Genomic DNA, 26,704 nt, shown 5'->3' on the forward strand with positions numbered 1-26,704 from the left:
TGCATGTTTAATGGATGAGACTAAAAGTACATCTTTTTACAAAAAATCCTGAACTTTTTATGGAATCCTTTTCCTGATTGCATCCTATCTGCAAACATTAACTCTAAAATTTCAAGTCATGAAAAATCTAACCGTGATCACACTCGCGCTTTTACTGTCACTCCCGGGTATGGCGCAACTTTTGGTAAAGGGAAAAGTAACTGACGAAACAGGCCGGGGTCTGTCGAAGGTCTATGTTCGCGTCATCCATCAGTCCGTTAGCTCGCATACCGCCGCCGATGGCAGTTTTAGTATTCAGGCCGTTGGGACAGATACGCTTATTTTCTCAGCAAAGGGTTATCAAACAAAAAAACTGCCGGTAAACAACCGGAGCTTTATACCGGTTACATTAAGCCCGGATCTAACGATCGTTGAAGATGCTGAAGTTTTAGATGAATGTATTGTGGTAGGTTTTGGTGCACAAAAAAGAGCAAGCACGACCGGCGCAGTTTCGTATGCCGTTGCGCCGGCTTACTTTACCCGCCCCGAATTTAACACCGAAAATTACAGTACCATCCACGAAAGCGGTTTCAAGGAGGTAATCCACAATCCGCTGTCGACTTTTTCCATTGATGTTGACCGGGCCTCGTACACCAACATACGCCGGTTTTTAAACCTGGGACAAATGCCTCCGGTTGACGCCGTACGGATTGAAGAGATGATCAATTACTTCAATTACAACTACGAAAAACCGGAAGCAGGTAAACCCTACTCGATCAATACCGAACTGACCCACTGTCCGTGGCGCTCCGACCATTACCTGCTGATGGTCGGCCTTCAGGCCAAAGAAATTGACAAAACCATCTTACCACCGTCGAACCTGGTGTTCTTAATCGATGTATCGGGCTCCATGCAAGCGCCCAACAAACTACCGCTGGTAAAATCGTCGATGACGATGCTGGTAAACGAACTTCGCCCAAATGACCGGGTAGCAATCGTGGTTTATGCCGGAGCAGCCGGACTTGTTTTGAACTCAACAGCCGGGAACCAAAAACAGACCATTCTTTCAGCAATCGACAAACTGGAAGCGGGTGGATCAACAGCCGGTGGAGCCGGACTGAAACTGGCTTACAAAATTGCCCGTGAAAATTTCATTTCGGAAGGGAACAACCGCATCATTCTGACTACCGACGGCGATTTTAACGTCGGGGTTTCCAGTACTTCAGAAATGGAACGATTCGTGGAAAACGAAAGGGAGTCCGGCATTTTCATGACTGTTTTAGGATTTGGAATGGGCAATTACAAAGATGACAAGATGGAAACCATCGCCGATAAAGGAAACGGGAACTATGCTTATATTGACAACCTGCAGGAGGCGCAGAAAGTATTGGTCAAAGAGTTTGGCGGCACACTGTTTACGGTTGCCAAAGATGTAAAACTGCAACTGGAATTTAACCCGCAACATGTAAAAGCCTACCGCCTGATCGGTTATGAGAATCGCCTGCTTAACAACGAAGACTTTAAAGATGATAAAAAAGACGCCGGCGAAATGGGCATGGGCCATTCCGTAACCGCCCTGTACGAATTGATCCCGGCCGGGTCCGAAGAAAAAATTACCGGAACGGATGAACTGAAATACCAGTCGGGCCGAAGATCATCCGAATTTAAATACTCCGAAGAACTGGTCACGGTAAAAACACGCTACAAACTGCCTGACGGACATACAAGTTACCCGATTGATAAAATCGTGCCCACAAAAGTTAGCCCGCTAAAGAATTCTTCCGAAAATATCCGTTTTGCTTCAGCGGTAGCCGGATTTGGTATGTTGCTCCGAAATTCGGAATACAAAGGAACACTCACGCACAATCAGGTGGAAGAGCTGGCTAAAAGCGCCCGTGATCAGGATGAAGACGGTTATCGCGGAGAGTTTATCCGATTGATCAAAGTCGCTAAAAGTTTGAGTCAGGTGCAGTCGTTCAATTAGATCGTCCAATTTATTTGCCGATACGGTATTATTCCAGGACAACCGGATTCACGAAGATTCCGGTTGTCTTTTTTCTGAAATAAAATTGGTATACCTTTGAGCTCAATTTAAAAATCAGCACATGATCAAATCGATGACCGGCTACGGAAAAGCCGAATTTGAAAGCGGAAATAAGAAAATCACGCTCGAATTGAAATCATTAAACAGTAAACAACTGGATATCAATTCGCGTTTACCGATGCTTTACCGGGAGAAAGACATTGTGATTCGAAAAGAAATTTCGGAGAAGCTCGTCCGCGGCAAGGTTGATTTTTCTCTGTACATCGAAAACCTGGGGACCGAAAGCAACTCGGCCATCAATGAAAATATTGTTACGGCTTACTTCAACCAACTCAGCAGCATTCAGAAAAACCTGGGTCTGCCGGTCACCGAACAGATCATGCAATCGGTCATGCGTCTTCCTGATGCTGTAAAAACCGTTTACGAAGAGCCGGATGAACAGGAATGGGAAAACATTTTTGCACAGATCAGGTCGGTCGTCCGGATGCTGGACCAGTTCAGGATACAAGAGGGGAAAGCGCTCGAGAACGATATTCGTGCCAACATTCGCGATATTCAGCAATTATTAACGCAAATTACACCGTTTGAAGAGCAACGCATCGAAAACATCAAAGCCCGTATCCTGGATGGATTAAGTGAAATTAATCTCAACGGGAACATGGATAAAAACCGGTTTGAACAGGAACTGATCTATTACCTGGAAAAACTGGATATGAATGAAGAGAAAGTACGGTTAATCAACCATTGCGATTATTTTTTGGAAACGCTGGAGAGCAGTCAGGATGTTGGCAAAAAACTGGGATTTATCGCTCAGGAAATCGGCCGCGAAATCAACACCATCGGTAGTAAAGCCAACGAAAGCAATATCCAGCGTATTGTTGTACAAATGAAAGATTCGCTTGAACGAATCAAAGAACAATTACTGAATGTTTTGTAAACCCATAAGGAATGAAAGGGAAGTTAATCATCTTTTCAGCGCCGTCGGGAGCAGGTAAAACCACCATTGTAAAACACCTGCTACAACAGGATTTCAACCTGGAATTTTCAATTTCGGCAACCAGCCGGGCGCCAAGGCACACCGAAACACACGGGGTTGACTACTATTTTTTAAGCCCGGAAGAATTTAAGCAAAAGGTTGCGAACGATGAATTCCTGGAATGGGAAGAAGTGTATCCCGGGATCTGTTACGGAACCCTGAAATCGGAAGTGGAACGAATCAGGAACAAGGGTCGGCATGTCATTTTTGATGTGGATGTGATTGGGGGTATCAATATCAAAAAATATTACCAAGATGAAGCCCTTGCGGTCTTTGTCCAACCTCCGTCGATTGAAGAATTACGTAACCGGCTGATTGGCCGTTCGACCGACTCACCCGAGGTGATTGAAAAGCGGCTCCAAAAAGCCGAATACGAACTCAGCTTTGCGCCAAACTTCGACACCGTCCTCATCAGCCAGGAGTTGGCGGTCACCCTGGCCAATGCCGATAAACTGGTTCTCGATTTCATTCATCAGTAAACAACAAGCATCACGTTTATCCATGAAGGTAGGACTTTATTTCGGAACATATAACCCCATCCACATTGGCCATTTAGCCATTGCCAATTATATGGTCGAATTCACCGAAATCGACCAGGTGTGGTTTGTTGTTTCGCCACACAGTCCTCATAAGAACAAAAAGAACCTGCTGGATGACTATCAACGGCTCGAACTGGTAAACCGAGCGATTCACGACGACTTCAGGTTCCGCGTAACCGACATTGAGTTCCGGCTCCCGAAACCGTCATTTACCATCGACACGCTCACCTATTTACAGGAAAAACACCCGAAACACGAGTTCTTCCTGATTATGGGCGGTGATAACCTGGATAGTTTTCACAAATGGAAGAACCACGATCAGATTCTTGAAAACTACCGGATCTTAGTCTATCCCCGTCCCGGGTTTAATATGCAGGAAAAGGATTTTCACCCGCACATTCAGCTGGTTAACGCCCCGCTCATGGAAATATCGGCCTCCTTTATCCGGGAAGCTCTTGCCGCCGGAAAAGACATCCGTCATTTCATTCCGCCCAAAGCGTATCAATACCTCGAAGAGATGAACTTTTACCGATAGGTGAAAACCGAAGAGGCAGGTTTTGTTTAGGTATCATTCCATCTGTTTGATTAACTTTATCTCCCAATAGGTTTTCCAACGTCAACAATGAAAACACGTACCGAAACTGATCTTTTAGGTTCGAAAACAGTTCCTGTCGATGCCCTTTACGGTATTCATACCGCCCGTGCCATCGGAAATTTTCAGCTGGCCCAACGTCCGGTAAACCCGGAACTGATCAAAGCATATGGTTGGGTAAAACTTGCCTGCGCGCAAATCAACCGCGAGTTGGGCTATTTCCCCGATACATTAAAAGCCGGGGCCATAGAGCAGGCCTGCGGCGAGATGGCCGAAGGACTGCTATCCGGCGCAGTGGTGGTTGATGCTCTCCAGGGTGGCGCCGGCACCTCAACCAACATGAATGTGAATGAAGTGATTGCCAACCGCTCACTCCGGTTATTGGGAAAGCCTTTGGGCGACTACAGCACGGTTTCGCCGCTCGAAGATATCAACCTGCACCAATCAACCAACGACACCTACCCCACTGCCCTGAAACTGGCGGCAATAAAACTGCTCCGGGAGTTGGAACAATCGGTACTGGAGTTACAGGAAACTTTTCAGCAAAAGGAAAAAGAGTTTGCCGCCATTGTAAAAATAGGGCGTACCCAACTCCAGGATGCCGTGTTGACAACCTTGGGGCGCGAAATGGCCGCCTATGCCGAAGCCTTTAACCGCGATCGCTGGCGAATTTATAAATGCGAAGAACGGCTTCGGGTGGTCAACCTGGGCGGAACGGCCATCGGCAGCGGACTGGGCGCTCCCCGGCAGTTTATTTTCAGGGTAACCGACCGTTTGCGCGAACTAACCAATACCTCATTGGCGCGGGCCGAAAATCTCACGGAGAATACCCAAAACGCCGATGTATTTGTCGAAGTTTCCGGAATTTTAAAAGCCAGTGCAACCAATCTGATCAAAGTGTCGAACGATTTACGTTTGATGTCGAGCGGGCCCGACGGAGGTTTCGGCGAAATCAACCTGCCACCCGTGCAGGCCGGCTCATCCATGATGCCCGGTAAGCTTAACCCGGTGATTCCCGAAGCGATATGCCAGGCAGCCATGCAGGTGATCGGGAACGACCACCTGATCGCGATGGCCGTCATGAGCGGAAACCTGGAACTCAATCCGTTTATGCCACTTATCGCCGATGCGCTGCTCAACAGCCTTCAATTACTGACTAAGGCAGCCGAAAGTCTTGCCCGTCATGCTATAAAAAACATGACTGTCAATCCTGAAAAGTGCCGGGCACAGGTATTAAACTCAACGGCTGTCGTCACGGCCTTAATCCCGAAACTGGGCTATGATAAATGCACCCAACTGGCACTGCAGGCCAAAACCTCGGGGAAAACCGTCAGAACCATCGTACTCGAACAAAAGCTAATAGAAGATGAAGAATTTGAAGCATGTATTTCTCCCGAAGCTGTCCAGAAATTAGGATTTTAGCCGTTCTTTTGCGCATAACCGGATCGCTGTTGGAATGCAGGAACAGAAAAAATACGGGTATCGAAATCCGTTCACAGAGGTACCTAACAAAATTTTTTCTAAACAATTGTTAAGGCTATTTTTATTTAGAATAATTCTCAATAACTTGCTCCTGAATAAATTTAAAAATGGAAGATTATGAAAAAATTGGTATTAGTGTTAGCAATTGTTTTTGCTTTTGGAGTAACATTCGCCTTAAATGTCCCTGTTCAGACTGAAAAAGCAAACACGGAGATTGTAAGTTCAGTAAAATCTGACGAAAAAGACAAAAAAGAAGCAAAATCTGAGAAGAAAGAAGGAAGTAGCGAGAAATCAGCAGAAGCCAAAAAAGCTTGCTGTAGCGAAAAAAAAGCTTGCGACGAGAAGAAAGCTGAATAATCTCTTAGAAAATAGGACAAAGCCGGCAGTTGCCGGCTTTTTTTATGCCCGCATGTCTCACCGGTCACAAAAACGAAGAAGAACAACCGCTTTCTAAGGCAAATAAACGAACTTTCTTCCTCCAACTCATTTGATTTATCAAACAAGCTTTATACTTTCGCACATCATCTGTTAGCTATGAAAGCGCCGAAATCCTTTCGCTTACATATCGGTTTGTTTGGTCGCCGGAATGTCGGAAAATCGTCCTTGCTGAATGCATTAACGCAACAGGAAGTTTCGATTGTTTCCGAAGTTGCAGGCACCACCACCGATCCGGTAGAGAAACCCATGGAACTGCTTCCGCTGGGGCCGGTATTGTTTATTGATACTGCAGGAATTGACGATGCAGGCGCATTGGGTGAAAAACGCATCAGGAAAACGATGGAGGTGTTTAACCGAACTGATCTGGGCATTATTGTTTCAACCGGTAACGACTGGGGCGATTTCGAGGAAAAATTTTTGCAGGAACTGAAAGACCGGGACATTCCGGTGATTATCGTTTTTAACAAATCCGACCTTTACCCTACCCGTTCGTGTACCATGAACAGTTTCGCCGGTGAGAAATTACCCCTTGTCGAAACATCGGCAACAGGCAATTTGGGTATTTTACAACTGCGCGAAACGATCCTGAGATCGGCTCCTGATGATTTCATTAACCGTCCCGCGATTCTGTCCGATCTGGTTGGTCCGGGCGAAGCTGCGATCCTGGTCGTGCCCATCGACAAAGAAGCGCCAAAAGGACGACTTATTCTGCCACAGGTGCAAAGTATCCGCGATTTATTGGACGGCGATTCGTTTTGCATGGTGGTAAAAGAACGGGAGTTGCGGGAAGCGTTAAACCGACTGAATACCCCCCCCAAACTGGTGGTAACCGACAGTCAGGCCTTTTTGAAAGTAGCTGCCGACACGCCGCCGGAAATCCCGCTGACCAGTTTTTCAATCCTCTTTGCCCGTCATCAGGGCGATTTGGGAGAGATGGTGCGCGGCGCCATGGCGATCGACCGGCTCCGGGCCGGCAACAAGGTGCTGATTGCCGAAGCCTGTTCGCATCACCCCATTGGTGAAGATATTGGAACGGTGAAAATTCCGCGCTGGCTCACTCAATATGTTGGCGGAAAACTGGAAATTGATCATACCCGCGGCCACGACTTCCCCGAAAATATTTCCGACTATCAGTTGATTATCCATTGCGGTGCCTGCATGTGGAACCGTCGCGAAATGCTTTCACGCATCATGAAAGCCCGACAGTTAAACATACCCATCACCAATTACGGCCTCACCATTGCTTATTCTCTGGGTATTTTCGAACGTGCGCTGCAACCCTTTCCGTCAGCATTGGAAATATACAAGCGTAATAAGTAAAAAGCTTATCCGTTTTGCCGGACAAACTCTTGAATAAAGGGCTCGGCCTCGTTGAAATCGGATTCATGAATATAAAGATCGACCGCCGAAGGGATTCCTCCGGCAAAGCCCGCTGCAATTCCCGAACTGAAATCATTTTTGATCAACGCCGAAACGCCTATATTTTCAAGTTCTCCTTTAAGCAGAAGCACCGAGATTTCGCTTCCGGTATAAATTCTGACTAATTTTACTCCTTCTCTCATATTCTATTCAATTAAAGATGCATTTTATGAAAATTCGCGATAAAAGTCAATATTTTGTTCACTTATTTAAATGATACACCCGGTATTTAGATTCATTCCGGTTAATTCGAAATGAAATAGTTCATCAGCCAGCCCATCGGTTGAGGAAACAGTTTCCAAATCGCGATGCAGCGCTTCGTTTTGACAAGATTTTTGCTTCCGCTTTACCGACTTGAAAAAGGAAGGGCCCGGCCGGCCTAAGGACAATCACTCTGAAGAAAGCATGGCTGCCTATGTCCTTCCGGACGGGATTTACTTTTTTGTCTTGACACAAAAAAGTAAACAAAAAAAGTCAAGGCTGACGGACGACAGGCCATCACCGAAGCGCTGTTTTGCTGAACTCGTTTCAGCATCTGTTGCCGTTTGTGGCCCGGCGGTTAACGATAAAGATCCCGATCAGGCAACCTTCGGACGCGACGACGCGTCCAGACGCCTGTTGTAGTAGCCGCTACAAACGGCTGCCTGCACGTATATCTTCAATGCACCTGCCAATAAACCGGGAATATTCCGCAGCCTGACAGGTTATAGGTCCAGCCAGGCTGTGAGTACTCCTCCCATTAGGCTGTGAGCCGGTCTCACATTAGGGAGTGAGACCGTTCACCATTCTGGCCATGACTGATCACTGCAAGCTGTGGCCGAATTAACCCTCCACCGCTTGTTTCTGTACAGATCTTTACCCCGTCACCCGGGTAACGTTACGCTAATATCACAACCGGACCAGCCGGGTGGCGTGGTTTTTAACCGCGCATTCGGTCATTGCCGGTTAAAACCGGCGCACCCGTGGTGCGTCAGGGACACAGCAAGAGTTTAAAATAAGACATCGTTACATTCGGCTTTTGTTAAAAACTGTTACGTACAATGAGGTAATTGCCGGACGGATTGATTAGACTAAGTTTTGTTTTTTTGTTAGTTTTGTCACACCTGGAATTAATTGGAATGACTGAACCCGAAGCACAACTTGTAAAGAAAATTATAAATGGCGACGATGTTGCCTTTAAAGTTTTCTACAATAAATATTTTTCGAGATTGTATTATTTCATTTACGAGTTCATTCGCATAGATGACATCGCGGAGAATATTGTGCAGGATACATTTGCAACGTTTTGGGAGAAACGGCAAACCTTAAAGGAGGATATGAATGTCAGTTCTTACTTATATTCTGTTGCAAGGAACAACTGTTTATATAGGCTTCGGGATCAACGCTACAGACAAAAACTATTCACCTCAGGCTTGGCCGCTCCGAATGAGTTGAACCAAAATCTAAAAGCTTTAGATGCAATTGACACTTCAGTCCTGGTTTTTAACGAGATTGAGCAAATCATCGATAAAACGTTGGAAGATTTACCTCCTCAGTGCAAAAAAGTATTTATGCTGAGCCGGTTCGAAGGAATGAAAAACAGGGAAATCGCAGAAGAACTCAATATTACGACCAAAGCTGTTGAAGGGCATATAACCAGAAGCCTGAAAATATTTAAAACAGCATTAAAAGATTACCTCCCATTGGTGACCTATATGTTTCTTTCATAATACTCTGTTTTTGAGCGTATTAATCTAATAATTGCATTTTATTTAAACTTTTTTTGAAATTTCATATAGGGTAAATTCAATTTCGTGCAAATAAATAAGTGTATGGAGCGAAATATGAAAAATACGGAGGACATTGTTAATCTTGCCGCGGACTGTATCGAGCCAAAACGTAAAGAGGAAATGTTTTCAAGGATCGCACAAGATCCCGAAAGCGAAAAGATTTACAATAAGGCAAAGGCAGCATGGGCTTTTCTGGCTTCGACCAATACTATGCCGGAATATAAAATCGAAAATTTATACAAAAAGCTACAGGTAAGACTGAATCCTCAACGTACTTCATTCCGGTTAAAAATAAACCTTCTTTTGAAATATGCCGCTGTTCTCCTGCTGTTTCTTAGTACGCTTCCATTAGCATTCTTTCTGAAAAATCAATTCGCCAGTGATGAGGCTGAATTAAAATATACCTCGGTAGTTGCCAAGTACAAACAAATATCTGAAGTGATTTTACCCGATAGTTCTGTTGTTTGGCTAAACTCCGGCAGTACGTTAACATATAACAATAATTATTCACGAGACAACCGCGACTTGGTTCTAAAAGGTGAAGCCTATTTTGATATCCGGAAAAATAAAAAAATCCCGCTGACGGTCGCCTTTAACGATTTTAAAGTAAAGGTTTTGGGCACCAAGTTTAATGTGAACGCTTATCCCGATAATGAGGAGATAGCCGTTGCCTTGGAAACCGGAGCTGTGGAACTACTGTATACAAAAAATTCATCATCCAGGTATCAATTAAAAGCAGGAGAGATAGCCGAATGTGACATCAAAACTAAAGAGGTCAAGGTAACAGAAATGACGATTAGAGATTATACCGCCTGGAAAGATGGATTACTGGTTTTTAAGGATACTCCAATGGATGAAGTCCTTAAAATACTGGAACGTAAATTTAATGCAAGTTTCATTGTCTCAAACCCTGCCATTTATGAACCCGCGTTTAACGCTACTTTCAGGGACGAAAATCTGATCGAGGTTTTGGATTACATAAAATATACTTGCCATGTCAACTATCACCTAACTAAAGATAACGCCAATAAAACAATAATAAAGCTCTACTAAAATTACTCGTGATTAACCTAAAAGAAATGCTTATGAAGTAACCCGATGCAAAAAAAAAGGAGATGCGACCAACACCTCCTTCTCTGTTTCTTATGTGCTTAAGCTCCTTAAACTTCGGGCACATAATAATTTGAATTACAAAACTCAAATCATTACAAATTTATGAAAAAAAAACATTATTCATGGATTTCCATGGCTAAGCTTTTGTGGAGATCGAAACTGTTAAAAACGATGAGACTAACGCTGTTTGCAATACTGGTAAGTGTAGTCCAAATTTTTGCTACAAACGCACACGCTCAGCAGACCCTGTTGAGCCTGAACCTCAAAAATACTTCCATCAGGAGTGTATTGGGACAAATTGAAAATCAATCCGATTTCTATTTCATCTATAATGCCAAAGCGGTTGACGTTGAAAAAAAGGTGAGCATTGAGGTTGAAAATAAATCGATCCCTGAAATACTTGATAAGATTTTTGAAGGAACGAATGTGACCTACAAGATCGATAAAAGGCAAATTGCTATCTCAACAAATTTAGCTGAAAATGCGGTTCAACAAGAAGTCACCGTTTCTGGCCGCGTGACTGACGCCTCAGGTCAACCTCTCCCCGGAGTTACTGTTGTTGAAAAAGGAACAACCCAGGGAACTATTACTGATGGGGACGGAAGTTATTCCATCACAAACGTACCGGCAAATGGCACTTTGGTCTTTTCATTTGTGGGGATGAAATCAACAGAGATTCCGGTTGGTAGCCAATCAAAGATCAACGTGACGATGGTGGAAGAGACCATTGGCCTGGAGGAGGTGGTGGCCGTGGGTTATGGCTCAGTAAAGAAGACAAATCTTACAGGCGCTTTATCGTCTGTAAAAATGGATGACATTCCCCAAGTTGCTACTACTTCAGTTTCTAATCTGTTGGTGGGCCGCGTTCCTGGGTTATCAATCCGACAAACGTCAGCCGCTCCAAATGGTGGATATGATATGGTGATTCGAGGCGCTGCGTCCATAAGTGCCGGGAATTCCCCGCTGTATGTTATTGATGGATTCCCGGGAGGGGATATAAATGCCATAAATCCCGGAGATATTGAATCTGTTGAAGTTTTAAAAGATGCAAGTGCGACCTCTATTTAGTGTCTCTAAGAAAACCTGCAATAATTTATAGATCAACAATATAGTATTGATATCTTTTTTGAATCTTTTGGGTTAATTGTTTTGATAAGTTGATTATAGTGCAGATATTCAGGGTATTATTACATGAGGATAGGATATTTTGACCACTTGACAAAAAAAGATTGAACCATGAGAAAAAGATTCGAACAACAATTGGGGTTAGGGCAATTGCCAATCGAAGCTACTTATATTAATCCCAAAAGCAAGAATGCTTTAGATCAACTTTTAGCAGCGTTGAAGGCGATCTATTGCAACAAGAAATACAACGAAGAGATATTCAGTATTTTGGAAGATCATATCAATTCCGGGAAGAAAAATACGGGAAGGACAGGAATGGACCTATGGAGTATTTTTGTTTTGGCCCAGGTTCGCTTGTGTTTGAATTTAAGTTATGATGTGTTGCACGATCAGGCAAACAACCACCACAATATGCGGTGTTTGATGGGCGTAGAAAAGGGCTTTGGTTTTGAACGTATCGAGTTTGAATACCAGAATATTTATGACAATGTCGCCCTGCTTAGCGATGAAATGGTTTGGGAATTAAACAAGGTAATCCTGGATTTTGGGCATGGAGAGGTGTTTAAAAAAAAAGAACATACAGCATTGCGCTTAAAATCAGATAGTTTTGTTGTTGAAAGCAATGTTCATTTCCCCACAGACTACAACCTGTTGTGGGACTGTGCCCGAAAATGCATCGGCACCGTTTCAAGGATAATGAACAAACATAAGGATATTGGAGGTTGGCGCAAGATCGGCAATTGGCGTACAGAGTTGAAAAAGTTGATGCGCAATTTGGGCCATGCCAACCGTTCAGGAGGCAAAAACAAGAAAGAAAAAGTAGTTGCCGCGGCCGAAGAATACCTCAATAAATCAAGGTTATTGCTCAAAAAACTAAACGAAGAAAAGTCCGGTTTCCCGCTAACGGACATGGGCGATCTGGTATTGATCATTACGTTGGAGCACTACATGGAACTTCTTGAAAAGCATATTGACCTGGTCGACAGGCGTATATTAAAAGGCGAAACCATTCCGCATGAAGAAAAGATGTTTTCGGTATTTGAAACCTACACCGAGTGGATTACAAAAGGGAAGATGAACCCCAGTGTTGAACTGGGCAAAAAACTGAACATCACCACCGACCAGTGGGGGCTGATCGTGGATTACCAAATAATGGAACAACAACAAGACCGGGACATTGTTATCGAAATGGCCGACAGGATTTTAACAGAACATAAAGTCGCATCGTGGAGCTTCGACAAAGGCTACTGGTTAAAAGAAAACAAGGAAACCCTTCAGTTGGAAGTTGACCAGGTTATCATCCCCAAACTTGGGAAGCGCAACAAAAAAGAGAAAAAGGAAGAACGCAGCAGGTCATTTAAAAAACTGAAAAACAAGCACAGCGCGATCGAATCAAACATCAACGAATTGGAACACCGGGGGCTCGACCGTTGTCCCGACCGGAGTTATGCGCATTTTAAAAAGTACATCGGGTTGGGCGTGTGCGCCTACAACCTCAAGAAAATTGGGAAACAAATCCTGAAGTTGGAGCGTGAAGCGCTTGAAGCGCCCACCAAGCAGATTAGGAAAGCTGCTTAGTAAAATCGGTTCAAGGAAAAAACATGAAAATTAAACATGAAAGGGAGAATTATGCCTGGAAACTAAAAAATTACACCGAAAACCCAATTTTCGGTGGCGAAAATTACGGCAACCAATTAACAGGCTAAAAAATTTAGTGGTAGTAACCGAAAAAACAAGCCGATTACATATAATTATGTACACCTTTCGAAAAAAACGGGTAGTTTTCTTAAAGACACTATTTATGGTGCTCGGGCAGCCAACGGGGTGATACTCGTCAATACAAAAAAAGGTAAAGCTGGAACGATGAATATTAGCTTTAAGGCTAATACTTCAGTGCAAAAGGTGTCTAATCCATATCAGATGGTCAATGCCAAAGATTATATGAATCTGGCAAATGATTTTTTTGAAGAAGAATGGCTTTATAACAATAAAATTGCTCCTTACGGGAATGTTGATCCTTCAACAATAACAACCAGTCCTAAAGTTGCATTTTCAGACGAACGAATAGCAAATGCTACAAATGTAACCGATTGGTTTGATGAAATTACCCGTACCGGAATGATCAATGAAGAGAGTGTTTCTATTAATGGAGGTGCCGACAACGTACGCTATCTTTTCTCTTTAGGCTATTTTAACCAAGACGGTATCATTATAAATAGCGGTATGGAAAAATATACGAGTCGGTTAAATCTGGAACTTGATCTTACTAAATGGTTAACTACTGGTGTTTCTATATCCGGTAGTCAAACGAATCAAGATAATACAAGGCAGCCTACTTCGGTTCACGATGATGGTGGAATTATCAAACATGCCATGTATTTTCCGCAATATCTTTCAGTATATGATGAGGATGGAAATTATTCTCTTAATCCTGATCATGCTGGAACAATTAATCCAGTATCTTGGAAGGATGTGGAGTTAAAAAATAATACTTTTCGGACTTTGGTTAATAACTTCTGGAATCTTAAATTGGCTAAGGATTTGGATTTTCGAATGAGCTGGGGAATGAACTCTTCATTTTCAAAGGCGACGTCTTACTTTCCAAGAACGACCCTGACAGGACAGATTTCAAATGGCCAAGGCTCTATTACCGAACAGCGTAAAAATGATTATTTACTCGATGCAACACTGACATATTCAAAAGCAATTTTCAACAACCACCAATTAAGAGTAATGGCTGGTTATGCTTATCAAAAGTTCAATAATGAGAGATTATACGGAGCAAATTCAGGTTTCATATCCGACGTCTTTGGTGTGAATAATCTTCAGGCAGGAGGAGATTTGACAAAAGCTGTTGAAAGTAGCAAGAGTGTTGTGAAATATCTATCGTATTTTGGCCGTATCAATTATGATATAGCAGATAAATACTTGTTTACATTTACAATGCGTGCAGATGGCAGCGATAGATTTGGTGCAGATAATAAATTCGGGTATTTTCCTTCGGGAGCCTTTGCTTGGAGAATTATCGAAGAAGACTTCTTAAAAAACCAAAATCTGCTATCCAATTTAAAATTGCGACTGAGTTTAGGACAAACAGGGAATGCTGAAATTGGAGGAAATGCCTACGCGTTTTACGCGACAGGAGCCAACTATGTATTGGGAAATTCCTTGGTATCTGGAGTTACAGAAGACCAATTGCCAAATTCTCGTCTTAAATGGGAAACGACAACTGAGTTTAATGTTGGATTGGATTGGGGATTATTCAAAGATCGCCTAACCGGAACGTTTGAATATTATGAAAGAACAATCTCAGACTTATTGAACTGGCGGACAGTTGGAAGTTATTATCCGGTGAGTTCAGTCGCAGATAATTTAGGTAAAACACAAAGTAAGGGATTTGAAATTCAGCTGACTAGCGTCAATGTTAAGAGTAAGAATCTAACTTGGACAAGTGATCTGACTCTTTATAGCTACAAAGATAGTTGGAAAGAAAGGAACCCATTTACGATTTTGTCTATTTATGAAAATGAAAGAGCGCCACTGCATATCAGCTATGGATATCTTAGTGATGGTTTAATTCAAGAAGGAGAAGTGGTTTCTCATATGCAGGATGCGCCTCCCGGAAGTATAAAAGTCAAAGACATCAATGGCTGGCTTAAAGATGAAAACGGTAATTTCATACTTGATGACAATGATAAAAAACAGCTTTCAGGACAACCGGACAATGCGATTGACGATGCAGACAAAACAATAATTCGAAATAGTGCACCAGATCTGAGTTTTGGATTGGGAAATACCTTCCGATATAAAAATTTCGATTTAAGTCTGTTTTTTTACGGAGAAGTTGGACGGGAGTTGAATAACGAAACGCTTAGGGATTTTATGAGTGCTGACAGAATCCGATTCAGCGATAATGTAACAACAGACGCATTTGACAGATGGTCTTCTTCAAATCCTAACGGGAAATACCCTTCGGGACTTTACATTAAATATGATACCAATACAGACTTCTGGATTGAAAAGGCCGATTTTGTTCGTTTGAAAGATGTGACTTTCGGGTATACATTACCCAATACACTGTTTAATGGCCTTTTCAAACATACACGTTTATCATTCAACGCACAAAATTTATTTGTTATCACAAATTACTCTGGTTCAGATCCTGAAACTGACGGCTATACAGCTTATCCAAATCAGAAGACATATTCTTTTGGCGTTGAATTAACCTTTTAAATGTAGTAGATTATGAAAAAAATATTAATAAAATTCACGAGTGTTATAATACTAATATATTCATGCACGAGCTGTTTCGATTTGGATTATGAGAATTATAATAAAATTAATTCTGAAAATTTTCCAAAAAGTGAAGATGATTTGCAAGCTGCGACAATAGGAGTATACAATACTTTAGGTAATAGTTTCATCATGTCGTGGCTGAACAATGCCGGTTGGACTTTGAGTACTCTGACCACAGACGAACTAAACACAAGCTGGGGAGGTTCATGGCAGCAAACAGAACGCTTCTTGTGGACAGCAAATGACATGATGGGTAAAACATGTTATCTCCAATATCAAAAAGGCATTACAAAGGCAACCCGTTTAATCGATGTTTTTCAGACTTCGAGCGTTGATGATGCTAAGAAAGACAAGTACATTGCAGAAATGCGTGTATTGCGTGTGATGTTTGCAAACTATTTATATAGTATGGTTGGAGCCGTTCCTATTGTCACTGACGCTGATATTGCCAACGATGTGTATACTGAATGGAAACCTGCGAGGCCCACAAAGGAAGCATACGTTTCCTTTATGACGAATGAGATCATTGAATCATATGAACTGCTTGATAAAGTGCAATCAGCTGAAAATATCGGTCGGTTTTCACAAGGAGCTGCTTTGACATTGTTAATGAAGATTTACATGAATGACAAACAATGGCAAAATGCCGCAGACATAGCCCAAGAAATTATGGATCTTGGTGTATATGATCTGATGCCATCTTATAAGTCAATTTTCGATATTAACCAGGAGGGCATTTCCAACACAGAAAGAATCTTACCCATCCAACGGATCACCTCCAATACATCATATGCATGGAGCTATTTCTCTTCTGTCATGCCCGCAACTCCCGCATACAAGTCGGAAGTTGGAGGGCAGATCAATATTTCAGGAGGACTTAAGATGCCTTGGTCTTTTTATGACAAGTACGAAGAAAGTGACTCACGACTGGAGACCATTGTGCGATACTATACGGATCGGGATGGAAATTTTGTTGATTTTCGTACAGTCAACCATCCAAAGGCTACAGGTGCAGCACCGATGAAATACACGTTAGACCCGGATCAACAAGGCGCAATGCAGGGAAGTGATTTTATAGTTTATCGCTATGCTGACGTAATCCTATCTCGTGCGGAAGCGTTAAATGAGATTAATGGACCGACTCAGGAAAGTATAGATCTGATTAACTTGGTAAGAAGTCGTGCAAATGCATCACCAATTAATTTAGGAGATTATACAAAGGAAACATTGAGAGATTTCCTTTTAGATGAGAGAGGACGTGAGCTTTATTGTGAAGGACATCGTCGTGACGATCTTATCCGCTTTGGCAAATTCATTGAAAAAGCGCTGGATAAAGGGTTTAATGCTCAGAATTACCATGTGCTTTTCCCTATACCACAAAGTGCGATGAATGAAAATCCTAATTTGGTACAAAACCCCGGATATGAAAATTAGATAGTATGTTACATTGTTCGTTCCAATTCTGTTTTTTATGATAGAGTTGGAACGAACTTACTTGATAATTTACTGCTAGATAACTTACTGCTAGATAACTTTCACTTTTTATGTATATAAATTGCTTCCTTTCATTCTTGAAGAAGAATTTGATTGTCCCATTTTTCTTCGTCTATGTTTTCTCAAATGGACAAAATATACCAGTAAATTTTACGAAACCAAGTCCAACCGGATTAAACCCGAATCATGCTGTGTTTCAGGATAAGGATGAGAACCCGTTGGCAGGGGCATTTCTTAATCCGACAGAATTGGCTAAGCCGATAATCATTTGGCAGTGGATGAATGGTGTTGTTAGCCGCGAAGGCATTACCGCTGATCTCGAAGCATTCAAGCAGGCTGGATTAGGTGGCGTAATGAATTTTCAGGTTGGAGGGACGAATCAGGCTTTGGCGGACGACCCAAGTATCCGGATAGGCAATGACAAATGGAGAGAATTGATGCGCTTTGCCATGGATGAGTGCGCCAGGCTGGGCTTGAGCTTTGGTACACACAATTGCCCGGGATGGTCGTCCAGTGGTGCACCTTATGTGAAAGTCGAAGATTCCATGCAGAAAATAGTTTGGTCGGAAGTGAAAATATCCGGATCTGCTGACCTTTCTCTGAAGATTACTCAACCGGAAGTAGATCCAACCTGGAATTATTATCGTGACATTGCAGTACTCGCGTTACCAGCTCAACCTATCGTACCAGTAACAAGTGTTGTTGATCTCACCACTAGGATGAACGAAAATGGTGAAGTGAAGTGGGATGCACCGGCAGGCCAGTGGATTATACTTCGTTTTGGACATACAACAACAGGGAAGACCAATGGGAGCACAGCCCCGCTGTCAGGTGTCGGGCTGGAATGCGACAAATTGAGTCGCGCTGCTGTGAACCGATATTGGGAAGGGTACCCGACCATGCTGATAGACATCGCTGGAAAAAATGCAGGTACAACCTTCAACCAAATAGAAATTGATAGCTATGAAGCGGGGCCACAGGATTGGACACCTTCGATGTTCGCCGACTTCAAAAGACTCCGCGGCTATGATCTATTGCCTTGGATGCCCGTTCTGGCAGGTAAAACGGTTGGATCCATGGCGGTGACCGAACGGTTCAAATATGATTGGAAGAAAACGATTGCCGATCTTTTTGCGGACAATTATTATCTTTTTATGGACGAGCTGGCACGACAAACTCCAGGAATGAACCTATTGGTACAACCCTACCATGGCCCGTTCGACACTCATTCTGTTAGCGGAGGTCAAAGTCAACTCTCATGCGAATTCTGGACTAGGCCCAACTGGGGATGGAATTCAGTGTTACCCGTAGCATCAGCAGCACATACTTTAGGGAAGCCACTCGTAATTGCTGAAGGGTTCACCTGTTGGCCGCTTTCTGCCTGGCAGGATGATCCATATGCCCTTAAGGCTGTCGGAGATCGTGCCTTTAGTGAGGGCGTTAACAAGCTGATGCTTCATGCTGCAGCACAGAATCCGTGGCCTGATGTCAAACCCGGCATGTCGTTTGGTAAGTGGGGGACACAGTTTTCGCCAGGCCAAACATGGTGGGAACATGGTGGACCGGAATGGATCGCATACCTGACACGTTGCCAATCCCTTTTGCAACGGGGCTTGTTCGTTGGGGACATATGCTACTTAAGTTTGTTCGGGGACGAGACCAACAGTCGTCCGGCTGGGTATGCAGGCGATGAATGCGGGGAGCGGGTATTTATGTCTGACGTGACCGTTCAGGATGGGAAACTCGTTTTGCCCGGTGGCATGAGTTACCGGGTACTCGTATTGCCGGAATCTCAAAGTATGCCAGTACCAATAGCAAGTAAAATTCGTCAGCTTGTGAAAGATGGTGCAGTCGTAGTTGGGCCCAAGCCAATTAAATCAGTTGGTCTGGAGGATTACCCCGCCAGCGATGCCGAGATAAAAAAGATTGGTGAAGAGGTCTGGGGTGATTGTGATGGAGTCTCTGTGAAAGAACAAAGTTTCGGAAACGGAAAAGTCTTTTGGGGAAAATCGCTGGAAGAAGTGCTTGGTGAAATTGGCGTCCAACCAGACATTCAGTTGAGCGATTACTCTGGAATCAAATGGATACATCGTTGCGAGGATGACGGCGATATTTATTTCATTTCCAACCAAAAAGATCAGGCGGTTGAAATCACTGCGTCGTTTCGTGTGTCTGGTCGGCTACCGGAACTTTGGTATGCCGATACCGGGTTGCAGGAAACTGCTTCGTATTGGCAGAATACTGACGGACGAACGGAAGTGATGCTGGAACTCAATCCAAGGGGCTCGGTCTTTGTCGTGTTTAACCAGATGATAGAAAAGGCTGGTCCCGGCTTGCAGAAACCGCCCGCCCCGAAACCGGATATTCTTGAAGTGAAGGGACCATGGGAGCTTCGTTTCCCGACCGGATGGGGAGCGCCCGAAAGCATCATGTTGAACCAACTCGTGTCGTGGACTGAAAACACTGACGCAGGCGTAAAATATTTCTCGGGGACTGCAACTTACCTGAAAGATGTCGAGCTGCCTTCTTCGTTCGATGGCACCAATACGACTGTCAATTTGGAATTGGGTTCTGTCAAAAATATTGTCGAGGTAATTGTAAACGGCAAAAACTGTGGAACCTTGTGGAAGCCGCCTTTTCGAACAGACATTAGCCACGCGCTGAACCCAGGCAAAAACCAATTGGAAATCCGTGTAACAAATCTTTGGCCTAATCGCATGATCGGGGATGAGCATGAACCGGATGATGCAGAATGGGGTGAACCGTTCAATTATCCCTACGCTCCCGGCAATCCGGTAATTGGGCGTATGCTCGCATCAGAGCCTGAATGGCTTGCCGAGGGAAAACCTCGTCCGTCACAAGGTCGCTACACCTTTGTATCATTTAAATTCTTTACTGAAGATTCTGATTTGTTACCCTCTGGTTTGCTTGGTCCTGTGAAATTGGAAAGTGTTGTCGAAAATAAATAGAATGATTTAACTGTGAGTGGTGAAGCGACTAAACAGCAGACAACGACTCGGTTAAAACAAGAAATGAAGATTTATATTTAAGTAAAGAATTATGAATCTAAGAATACTTTATACTCTTGGCCTGATAACAATTGCATTATCTGCTTTTTCACGTGATTTTATTATAACAGAATATGGAGTTGGCACTGACAGTACCACGATGAACACTGCCGCAATTCAATCGGTAATTGATAAGGCCGAATCTGATGGTGGTGGAACTGTAGTTATTCCGAAAGGTGTTTATCATTCAGGAGCCTTGTTTTTTAAACCGAATACAAAATTGCGTTTGGAAGAGGGCGCAGTGTTAAAAGGTTCTGATGATATTGCCGATTATCCGCTGATTCCCTCCCGTATGGAAGGGCAAAACCAACTTTATTATGCAGCTCTAATCAATGCTTATTATGTGGACAGTTTTAACATTGCAGGTCCTGGCACCATTGATGGCAACGGTCTTCGGTTCTGGAAAAACTTCTGGTTGCACCGCGATACCATGAATCAAGCAGGTAAACCTTGGACAAACTTGGAAGTGCATCGGCCACGACTGATTTTTATTTGGGGATGTAATAACGTAACCATTCAAAACGTCAATCTGCGCAACTCCGGATTTTGGACTACTCATTTATACCAGTGTACCAATGTTTTGATTGAGGGTTGCGACATTCGTTCTCCATTCTCGCCAGTGCCTGCTCCAAGTACCGATGGCATTGATTTGGATGTTTGTTCAAATGTTATTATCCGAAACTGTTACATTGCCGTCAACGATGATGCTATTGCAATAAAAGGAGGTAAAGGATCCGATGCTCATAAGCACCCCCAGAATGGTATTGTTGAAGAAATTCTTATCGAAAACTGTTCATTCGGTGAATCTCATGGTGTTCTTACAATGGGCAGTGAATGTATTCATGCCCGCAATATTGTGATGCGGAATTGCAAAGTAGAAAATAAAACATCTATTCTGCGACTAAAGATGCGGCCTGATACTTACCAAGTTTATGAAGATATTACAATTGAAGGCATCACAGGCAGTTGCGGATTGCTTATTGCTTTAGCTCCCTGGAAACAGTTTTTCAATTTGAAGGATAGTACAGAAAAACCATTCGGTACAGTGCGCAACATCACTTTTTCAAACATCAATGTGAAATGCGACAGGGTGGGTGATATAAAAGGGAACCCGGATGATAAGATCTCGGATATTGTATTCAGGAACATTACAGCCAATGCCGTAGCTCCTACTCTAAAAACAATTGGGTATCCATATATTAAAACAGAAAATGTTGTGGTGAACGGAATCCCTCTGGTTTTGAAATAATATGGTCAGATAGTTACAACATAAAAATATAAGTATGACGTTAAAGTGCATGATTTCGGCAGCTACCATCGGATTGATCTTAGCCTGCAACAGTTTGTTTGCCCAAGTGCTTTTGCCAAACTCAGGCGATGTAAATGACAAGATATTGCTCAACGGAATATGGAAATTCAAATACTTGCCCTCTTCCGAAATGGGAGTAGATTCTCTGTTTTACATACCTAATTTCGACATTAGTAAATGGTCAAATATACAAACACCAGGGAACTGGGAATTGCAAGATTTCAGCGAACTTACTTATGGTCGCGAGGTGAAAGAGGCTACAGGACTCTACCGCACTACCTTTAATACGCCTAGATCATGGGATGGCAATCCGATATATCTCTGCTTTGACGGAGTTTCATTTGGATATTATTTGTGGGTGAATGGTAAATATGCAGGAGAATTTGCCAGTTCCTACAACCGGCAAATTTTCGATATCACTTCTCTGGTTTTACCAGGTAAATCGAACACTTTGGCGGTAAAAGTGATCACTCGTCCCAAAGGTTGGGAGTTTGATACGAATGACGACTGGTCGCTTACTGGAATATTCCGAGACGTTACATTGTTTAGTCTGCCGGTGGTCCATGTTAAAGATCTGGTGGTAAAGACATTTGTTGGTGACAAAATAGCTACTCTTTCTGTGAATATATTGATAGAGCAAAGTTTCGGCAAAGACCTTCCCAAAAACCTTAATCTTTCTGCTCGGTTACTGGATTCTTCCGGCAAAGTGATTAAAGATTTTTCGATGACGACGAATATTTCCGAAAAACCGGACTCAGATATGGCCTCTTTTAGTCAAAATATTACTTTGGAAAATCCTCTTCTGTGGACGGCAGAAACTCCCAATTTGTATACCTTGTGTATTTCTTTGAAAGAAAATAATACTGAAATACAACAATATGCTGAACGTATTGGCATCAGAGAAGTGAGTTGGGCTGATGGCATCCTCAAACTCAATGGTGCACCTATAAAGCTTCGGGGCATCAACCACCCCGATATTTCACCGGTGAATGGTCGTTGCATTTCTGAAGAAGAGATGCTGGAAGATCTGCAACTGATGAAAGAAGCTAACATTAATTTTGTTCGCATTGCGCATTACCCTCCTCACCCCCGGCTACTCGAATTATGTGATTCTTTAGGCTTCTATGTAATGAATGAAGTGCCTTACGGTTTTGGTGATCAGCATCTTAATGACACTTCCTATTTGCCTATTTTGATGCAACGTGCTAAAGCTACTATATGGCGCGATAAAAACCGACCATGCCTGATTGCATGGAGTGTCGGGAACGAAAATCCAATAACGGATATAGGATTGAAAATAGGCAGGTACGTAAAAAGGCTCGACAATACCCGTCCGTATTGCTTTCCACAATATCCAAGTGAATTTGAAAAAATGCTCCAAGCTATTCCCGATTCGTTGGATCTATTGGATGACCATTACGCAACCGCTGCTGATTTAAAAAGATATGTTGCCATAATTGATCGTCCGCTTATAGTAGGAGAATACGCTCATTCTTTAGGGCTTGATTTCAATAGTATGGAAGCTGTTTTCGAAACAATGTATGTTCATCCGAAGCTGGCTGGTGGAGCCGTTTGGTCATTTATGGATCAGGGAATTTTGCGTAAAGCGTCAAAAAAAATATCAAAAAATGACTATACTTTATATGCCTGGCCTACGTCGGATTCCTTTTACGATACAGGAGGTAATCAGGGAGCAGACGGGGTGGTGTATTCCAATAGAGTGCCTCAGGTTGATTACTGGCAGGTTCGTAAAGTTTACAGCCCGGTTAAAGCTTTGGATGATACACTCCAGTATGAGTCTGGCAACTATAATCTAAACGTAAAATTGGTGAATCGATACGATTTTACCAATTTGACTGAAGTGAATTGTAAGTGGCAATTATATGCCGACCGACAAATCATTAGTTCGGGAACGGTTCCGTTGAACTGTATGCCACACGATACTACCACCTTAAAAATAAATGTTGTATTACCAGATAAACCTACAGCAGCTTTTTATTACTTAAAGCTCTTATTTGAAGATAAAGCAGATTATCAGTTTTACGAGAAGACTTATCCAATACAAGTAAGTGGGAGTTACTCTATGTTGGCACATTTTAAGAAAGGAAGCGGCACCAAGCCAACTAAAATAGGAAATCCCATTGAGGGAGAAAATTATCGGTTTGAGATTTCAAAGGATTCAGGCAGCATTCAGTTGAAAAATAAAGGTGGACATCTGTTGATTAAAGAAGGACCTTACGCCCGAACAGGGCGTAAACCCTCCATTTCTCAAATTGCTGCTATCAACAAAACGAACAATGAGAAACACATGATATCAAATCAATTTCTGTGGACTAAGGCAGAAGCAGAAGTAAAAACAGAGGGAGATCAGGAACTAGCAATAGATTATCGGTATTTGCCAGACACCTCTAACCAAAGTTATATTTCGGGGGAAGTGACTTATCATTTTTCTGATAATGGTTTTATTGATGTGGCTTACAGTTTTATTCCAAATGGGATAGAAGAGGCTTTAGAAACTGGAATATCCTTTCTAGTTCCTTCCTCGTTTACTGAATTTAGATGGGTTGGGAAGGGGCCATATGCAACTTATCCGGGTAAAGATCGGTTAAGCGAGTTTGGTATTTATCATTTGAATACGAACGACCTTTACTTCCCTGGTAATAGGCAAGATGTCGATTGTGCTATTTTTTCCGATACCATTGGTAATGGATTTGCATTAATTGCCAATAAAGCAAATATCTCAGTTGAGCGAATCAATGCGGGTATTGTGGTGAGCCATAATTCACATGTGTCGGGTCGCTTTAATAAATATAACTGGCCGGATGATTTGTACTCATTTCAAGACGATAAAACGGTTGCCGGAAGTTTTGCTATTATTCCCCTTACTTCGGAATGGCCGAAAATATTTAAAATGCTGTTTGGTGATTACAAAAACAAAACAACGCCGTGTCAGCCATTCTATCATAGTTATGACCAATGACTTGAAAAAATGAAGACACTGTTCTAATAATATATTTAGCAATATATATTGACGCAAATTACAAAAAGCTTTTAAGAGCAAGCACGGCAGTTTAAAATTTGAACAGTAGCAATTTTCGAATCATTGAACTGATATAATATAACATAATAAAAATAGAAGTATGAGTATTCTAAACGGAAAATTTCAAAGAAGATACATGCGATATGTGTTTTTAATTACTTTCTTAATCTCGATACAACAATCCAATGCCCAAATAAGATTTGACAATGTTCTTTACGGCGTTTCGTACTACCACGAATATATGCCCTACGAACGCCTTGAGAAAGATGTTCAAATGATGCAGGAAGCGGGTGTCTCCGTTGTCAGGTTAGCTGAGTCATCCTGGAGTGGATTCGAACCTCAGGAAGGAAAATTTGAATTTGAATGGATGGATCGCATTATCGACCGGTTACACAAAAGCGGAATTAAGGTTATTGTTGGTACACCAACCTATTCCATTCCGCCTTGGTTATGGCACAAGTATCCCGAAATTTTGATCGAGTATGCAGGTGGTTCGAAAGCTCATTATGGGATCAGGCAAAATGTTGATATTACCAACGCCACTTACCTTTTCTATTCCGAACGGATTATCCGGAAGATAGCCGAACGCTATTCAAAACATCCTGCCGTTATCGGGTTTCAGGTTGATAACGAAACCTTAACCAGGGGAGTCAACAATCGTGATTTTCAGGTTAGCTTTGAGAACTATCTGAAAAGTAAATTTGGCTCAATCAAAAACATTAACAAGGTCTGGGGCTTGAATTATTGGGGAATGGCCATGAACGATTGGGACGAATTCCCGGAACGAGACGGAGTTACCAATACAGGCTATAAATTGGAGTGGGAAAGGTTTAAAATGAAATCGATTGCTGATTTCCTGACCTGGCAAACAAAGATTGTCGATGAATACAAACGTCCTGACCAGTTTGTAACACATTGCTTTATGACAACTCCTGAAATAGACAAACCGGCGACCAGCCGTGCTATGGATATTCTTGGACTGAATAAATATCCACCAGCACAAGACAATTGTTCCGGCGCAGAATATGCGATGGCAGGAGATTATATACGTTCTGTAAAAAACTGTAATTACCTGGTTACTGAGACAACCGGGCAGACCATAGGCTGGAATTCAAAAGATCAACATCCTCCGTATGATGGACAGTTGCGTTTAAATGTATATTCAAATATTGGATCAGGTGCAAATATGGTTGCCTATTGGCATTGGCATTCCATTCATTATGGACAGGAAACATACTGGAAAGGAATTCTATCGCACGATTTGGAACCAAATCGCATTTACAGTGAAATGAAAAAAACAGCTTTGGAGCTGAAAAAAATTGGAAGTCATCTGGTGAACCTGAAAATAAAACCAGAAGTAGCGATACTTTACAGTTATGATTCGAATCATGCACTAAATATTATGCCCTACAAAGACGGGGAAGATGTTTATCGCGCTCAGACAGATCAATTGCATAGGATGCTATATAACAACAGTATGGCCGTTGACTATGTTTTTGCTGAAAAGCCTGATCTAATGAATTATAAACTGGTGATTATCCCTCCGCTTTATGTTGCTTCTGATTCGCTTTTGACGGCTATCTCCGACTATGTGAAAAAAGGTGGTCATGTGGTCATGATGTTTAAAAACGGTTTTTGTGATGAAAACTCCATGGTGCGCCCTGTGATTGCGCCCGGTCCACTCCGTGAGGTATGTGGGTTCTTTTACCAGGAGTTTGCCAATATTAAAGAGCTGAAGTTGAAAACAAATCCGTATGATGTTTCTGAAGCTAAAAATTCAGTTACAGAATGGGCTGAACTGATCATTCCAGAGACTGCCCAAACGATCGCATTTTACGATCATCCTTTTTATGGGAACTATCCGGCAATTACTTTAACCTGAATAATTCACAAAAACGAAGAAAAGCTCACGAAAATTAAAGATAAATTACTATCTTACAGCGTCTTACAACCGTATTTCC

At 42.5% G+C, this 26,704-nt stretch carries 18 protein-coding genes; 17 read left to right on the top strand and 1 reads right to left on the bottom strand.

Features of this window, described 5'->3' with window-relative positions:
* Positions 1–118 precede the first annotated feature (118 nt).
* The 7 genes from AC6H3C_RS16430 (at position 119) to hydF (ending at position 7,430) form a co-directional block, all read left to right on the top strand.
* Positions 119–1,963, top strand: a complete 1,845-nt coding sequence (locus tag AC6H3C_RS16430; protein ID WP_497516500.1) for a vWA domain-containing protein — start codon at positions 119–121, stop codon at positions 1,961–1,963.
* Positions 1,964–2,084: 121 nt separating this feature from the next.
* Positions 2,085–2,960, top strand: a complete 876-nt coding sequence (locus AC6H3C_RS16435; RefSeq protein ID WP_497516501.1) for a YicC/YloC family endoribonuclease — start codon at positions 2,085–2,087, stop codon at positions 2,958–2,960.
* A gap of 11 nt (positions 2,961–2,971) precedes the next feature.
* Entirely contained in the window at positions 2,972–3,538 is a 567-nt protein-coding gene (gmk, locus tag AC6H3C_RS16440; protein ID WP_497516502.1) for a guanylate kinase, read from the top strand.
* A 22-nt stretch (positions 3,539–3,560) separates the two neighbouring features.
* On the top strand, positions 3,561–4,133 hold the full coding sequence (gene nadD, locus AC6H3C_RS16445) for a nicotinate (nicotinamide) nucleotide adenylyltransferase (RefSeq protein WP_497516504.1): 573 nt from the start codon (positions 3,561–3,563) through the stop codon (positions 4,131–4,133).
* Between the two features lie 87 nt (positions 4,134–4,220).
* Positions 4,221–5,612: an aspartate ammonia-lyase gene (locus tag AC6H3C_RS16450; RefSeq protein WP_497516505.1), complete on the top strand. Its 1,392-nt coding sequence runs from the start codon at positions 4,221–4,223 to the stop codon at positions 5,610–5,612.
* 177 nt (positions 5,613–5,789) lie between these two features.
* Positions 5,790–6,029 carry a hypothetical protein gene (locus AC6H3C_RS16455; RefSeq protein WP_497516506.1) on the top strand — a complete coding sequence of 80 codons (240 nt, stop codon included), beginning with the start codon at positions 5,790–5,792 and terminating at the stop codon, positions 6,027–6,029.
* 177 nt (positions 6,030–6,206) lie between these two features.
* Entirely contained in the window at positions 6,207–7,430 is a 1,224-nt protein-coding gene (gene hydF, locus AC6H3C_RS16460; RefSeq protein ID WP_497516508.1) for a [FeFe] hydrogenase H-cluster maturation GTPase HydF, read from the top strand.
* 5 nt (positions 7,431–7,435) lie between these two features.
* Here hydF and AC6H3C_RS16465 read toward each other — a convergent pair whose 3' ends face one another.
* On the bottom strand, positions 7,436–7,672 hold the full coding sequence (locus AC6H3C_RS16465) for a putative signal transducing protein (protein WP_497516509.1): 237 nt from the start codon (positions 7,670–7,672) through the stop codon (positions 7,436–7,438).
* Between the two features lie 975 nt (positions 7,673–8,647).
* On the opposite strand from AC6H3C_RS16465, the gene AC6H3C_RS16470 reads away from it, so the two are divergent.
* From AC6H3C_RS16470 to AC6H3C_RS16515, 10 genes are all read left to right on the top strand, one after another.
* Positions 8,648–9,238 carry an RNA polymerase sigma-70 factor gene (locus AC6H3C_RS16470; protein ID WP_497516510.1) on the top strand — a complete coding sequence of 197 codons (591 nt, stop codon included), beginning with the start codon at positions 8,648–8,650 and terminating at the stop codon, positions 9,236–9,238.
* Positions 9,239–9,340: 102 nt separating this feature from the next.
* Positions 9,341–10,351: a FecR family protein gene (locus AC6H3C_RS16475; protein WP_497516511.1), complete on the top strand. Its 1,011-nt coding sequence runs from the start codon at positions 9,341–9,343 to the stop codon at positions 10,349–10,351.
* Positions 10,352–10,513: 162 nt separating this feature from the next.
* Positions 10,514–11,479, top strand: coding sequence for an STN domain-containing protein (locus AC6H3C_RS16480; protein ID WP_497516512.1), 966 nt, complete (start codon positions 10,514–10,516; stop codon positions 11,477–11,479).
* Positions 11,480–11,647: 168 nt separating this feature from the next.
* On the top strand, positions 11,648–13,114 hold the full coding sequence (locus AC6H3C_RS16485) for an ISNCY family transposase (protein ID WP_497516513.1): 1,467 nt from the start codon (positions 11,648–11,650) through the stop codon (positions 13,112–13,114).
* Between the two features lie 219 nt (positions 13,115–13,333).
* Positions 13,334–15,769 carry a SusC/RagA family TonB-linked outer membrane protein gene (locus AC6H3C_RS16490; RefSeq protein ID WP_497521273.1) on the top strand — a complete coding sequence of 812 codons (2,436 nt, stop codon included), beginning with the start codon at positions 13,334–13,336 and terminating at the stop codon, positions 15,767–15,769.
* Positions 15,770–15,781: 12 nt separating this feature from the next.
* Positions 15,782–17,266 (top strand): RagB/SusD family nutrient uptake outer membrane protein, encoded by a 1,485-nt coding sequence (locus tag AC6H3C_RS16495; RefSeq protein ID WP_497516514.1) that lies wholly within the window; start codon positions 15,782–15,784, stop codon positions 17,264–17,266.
* 137 nt (positions 17,267–17,403) lie between these two features.
* Positions 17,404–20,295 carry a glycosyl hydrolase gene (locus tag AC6H3C_RS16500; RefSeq protein ID WP_497516515.1) on the top strand — a complete coding sequence of 964 codons (2,892 nt, stop codon included), beginning with the start codon at positions 17,404–17,406 and terminating at the stop codon, positions 20,293–20,295.
* 91 nt (positions 20,296–20,386) lie between these two features.
* Complete coding sequence (locus tag AC6H3C_RS16505; protein ID WP_497516516.1) at positions 20,387–21,643, top strand: glycoside hydrolase family 28 protein; 1,257 nt, start codon at positions 20,387–20,389, stop codon at positions 21,641–21,643.
* Between the two features lie 34 nt (positions 21,644–21,677).
* Positions 21,678–24,683 carry a glycoside hydrolase family 2 TIM barrel-domain containing protein gene (locus AC6H3C_RS16510; protein WP_497516517.1) on the top strand — a complete coding sequence of 1,002 codons (3,006 nt, stop codon included), beginning with the start codon at positions 21,678–21,680 and terminating at the stop codon, positions 24,681–24,683.
* A 160-nt stretch (positions 24,684–24,843) separates the two neighbouring features.
* Positions 24,844–26,625 (top strand): beta-galactosidase, encoded by a 1,782-nt coding sequence (locus tag AC6H3C_RS16515; protein WP_497516518.1) that lies wholly within the window; start codon positions 24,844–24,846, stop codon positions 26,623–26,625.
* Positions 26,626–26,704 lie beyond the last annotated feature (79 nt).

The sequence above is a fragment of the Gaoshiqia sp. US2 genome (assembly GCF_059705485.1).

Coding starts and splice junctions, on each gene's coding strand:
- AC6H3C_RS16485 (WP_497516513.1), top strand. CDS start 11,648: ATGAGAAAAAGATTCGAACAACAATTGGGGTTAGGGCAATTGCCAATC.
- AC6H3C_RS16465 (WP_497516509.1), bottom strand. CDS start 7,672: ATGAGAGAAGGAGTAAAATTAGTCAGAATTTATACCGGAAGCGAAATC.
- AC6H3C_RS16430 (WP_497516500.1), top strand. CDS start 119: ATGAAAAATCTAACCGTGATCACACTCGCGCTTTTACTGTCACTCCCG.
- AC6H3C_RS16435 (WP_497516501.1), top strand. CDS start 2,085: ATGATCAAATCGATGACCGGCTACGGAAAAGCCGAATTTGAAAGCGGA.
- AC6H3C_RS16495 (WP_497516514.1), top strand. CDS start 15,782: ATGAAAAAAATATTAATAAAATTCACGAGTGTTATAATACTAATATAT.
- AC6H3C_RS16475 (WP_497516511.1), top strand. CDS start 9,341: ATGGAGCGAAATATGAAAAATACGGAGGACATTGTTAATCTTGCCGCG.
- AC6H3C_RS16480 (WP_497516512.1), top strand. CDS start 10,514: ATGAAAAAAAAACATTATTCATGGATTTCCATGGCTAAGCTTTTGTGG.
- AC6H3C_RS16515 (WP_497516518.1), top strand. CDS start 24,844: ATGAGTATTCTAAACGGAAAATTTCAAAGAAGATACATGCGATATGTG.
- AC6H3C_RS16510 (WP_497516517.1), top strand. CDS start 21,678: ATGACGTTAAAGTGCATGATTTCGGCAGCTACCATCGGATTGATCTTA.
- AC6H3C_RS16455 (WP_497516506.1), top strand. CDS start 5,790: ATGAAAAAATTGGTATTAGTGTTAGCAATTGTTTTTGCTTTTGGAGTA.
- AC6H3C_RS16505 (WP_497516516.1), top strand. CDS start 20,387: ATGAATCTAAGAATACTTTATACTCTTGGCCTGATAACAATTGCATTA.
- hydF (WP_497516508.1), top strand. CDS start 6,207: ATGAAAGCGCCGAAATCCTTTCGCTTACATATCGGTTTGTTTGGTCGC.
- nadD (WP_497516504.1), top strand. CDS start 3,561: ATGAAGGTAGGACTTTATTTCGGAACATATAACCCCATCCACATTGGC.
- gmk (WP_497516502.1), top strand. CDS start 2,972: ATGAAAGGGAAGTTAATCATCTTTTCAGCGCCGTCGGGAGCAGGTAAA.
- AC6H3C_RS16470 (WP_497516510.1), top strand. CDS start 8,648: ATGACTGAACCCGAAGCACAACTTGTAAAGAAAATTATAAATGGCGAC.
- AC6H3C_RS16450 (WP_497516505.1), top strand. CDS start 4,221: ATGAAAACACGTACCGAAACTGATCTTTTAGGTTCGAAAACAGTTCCT.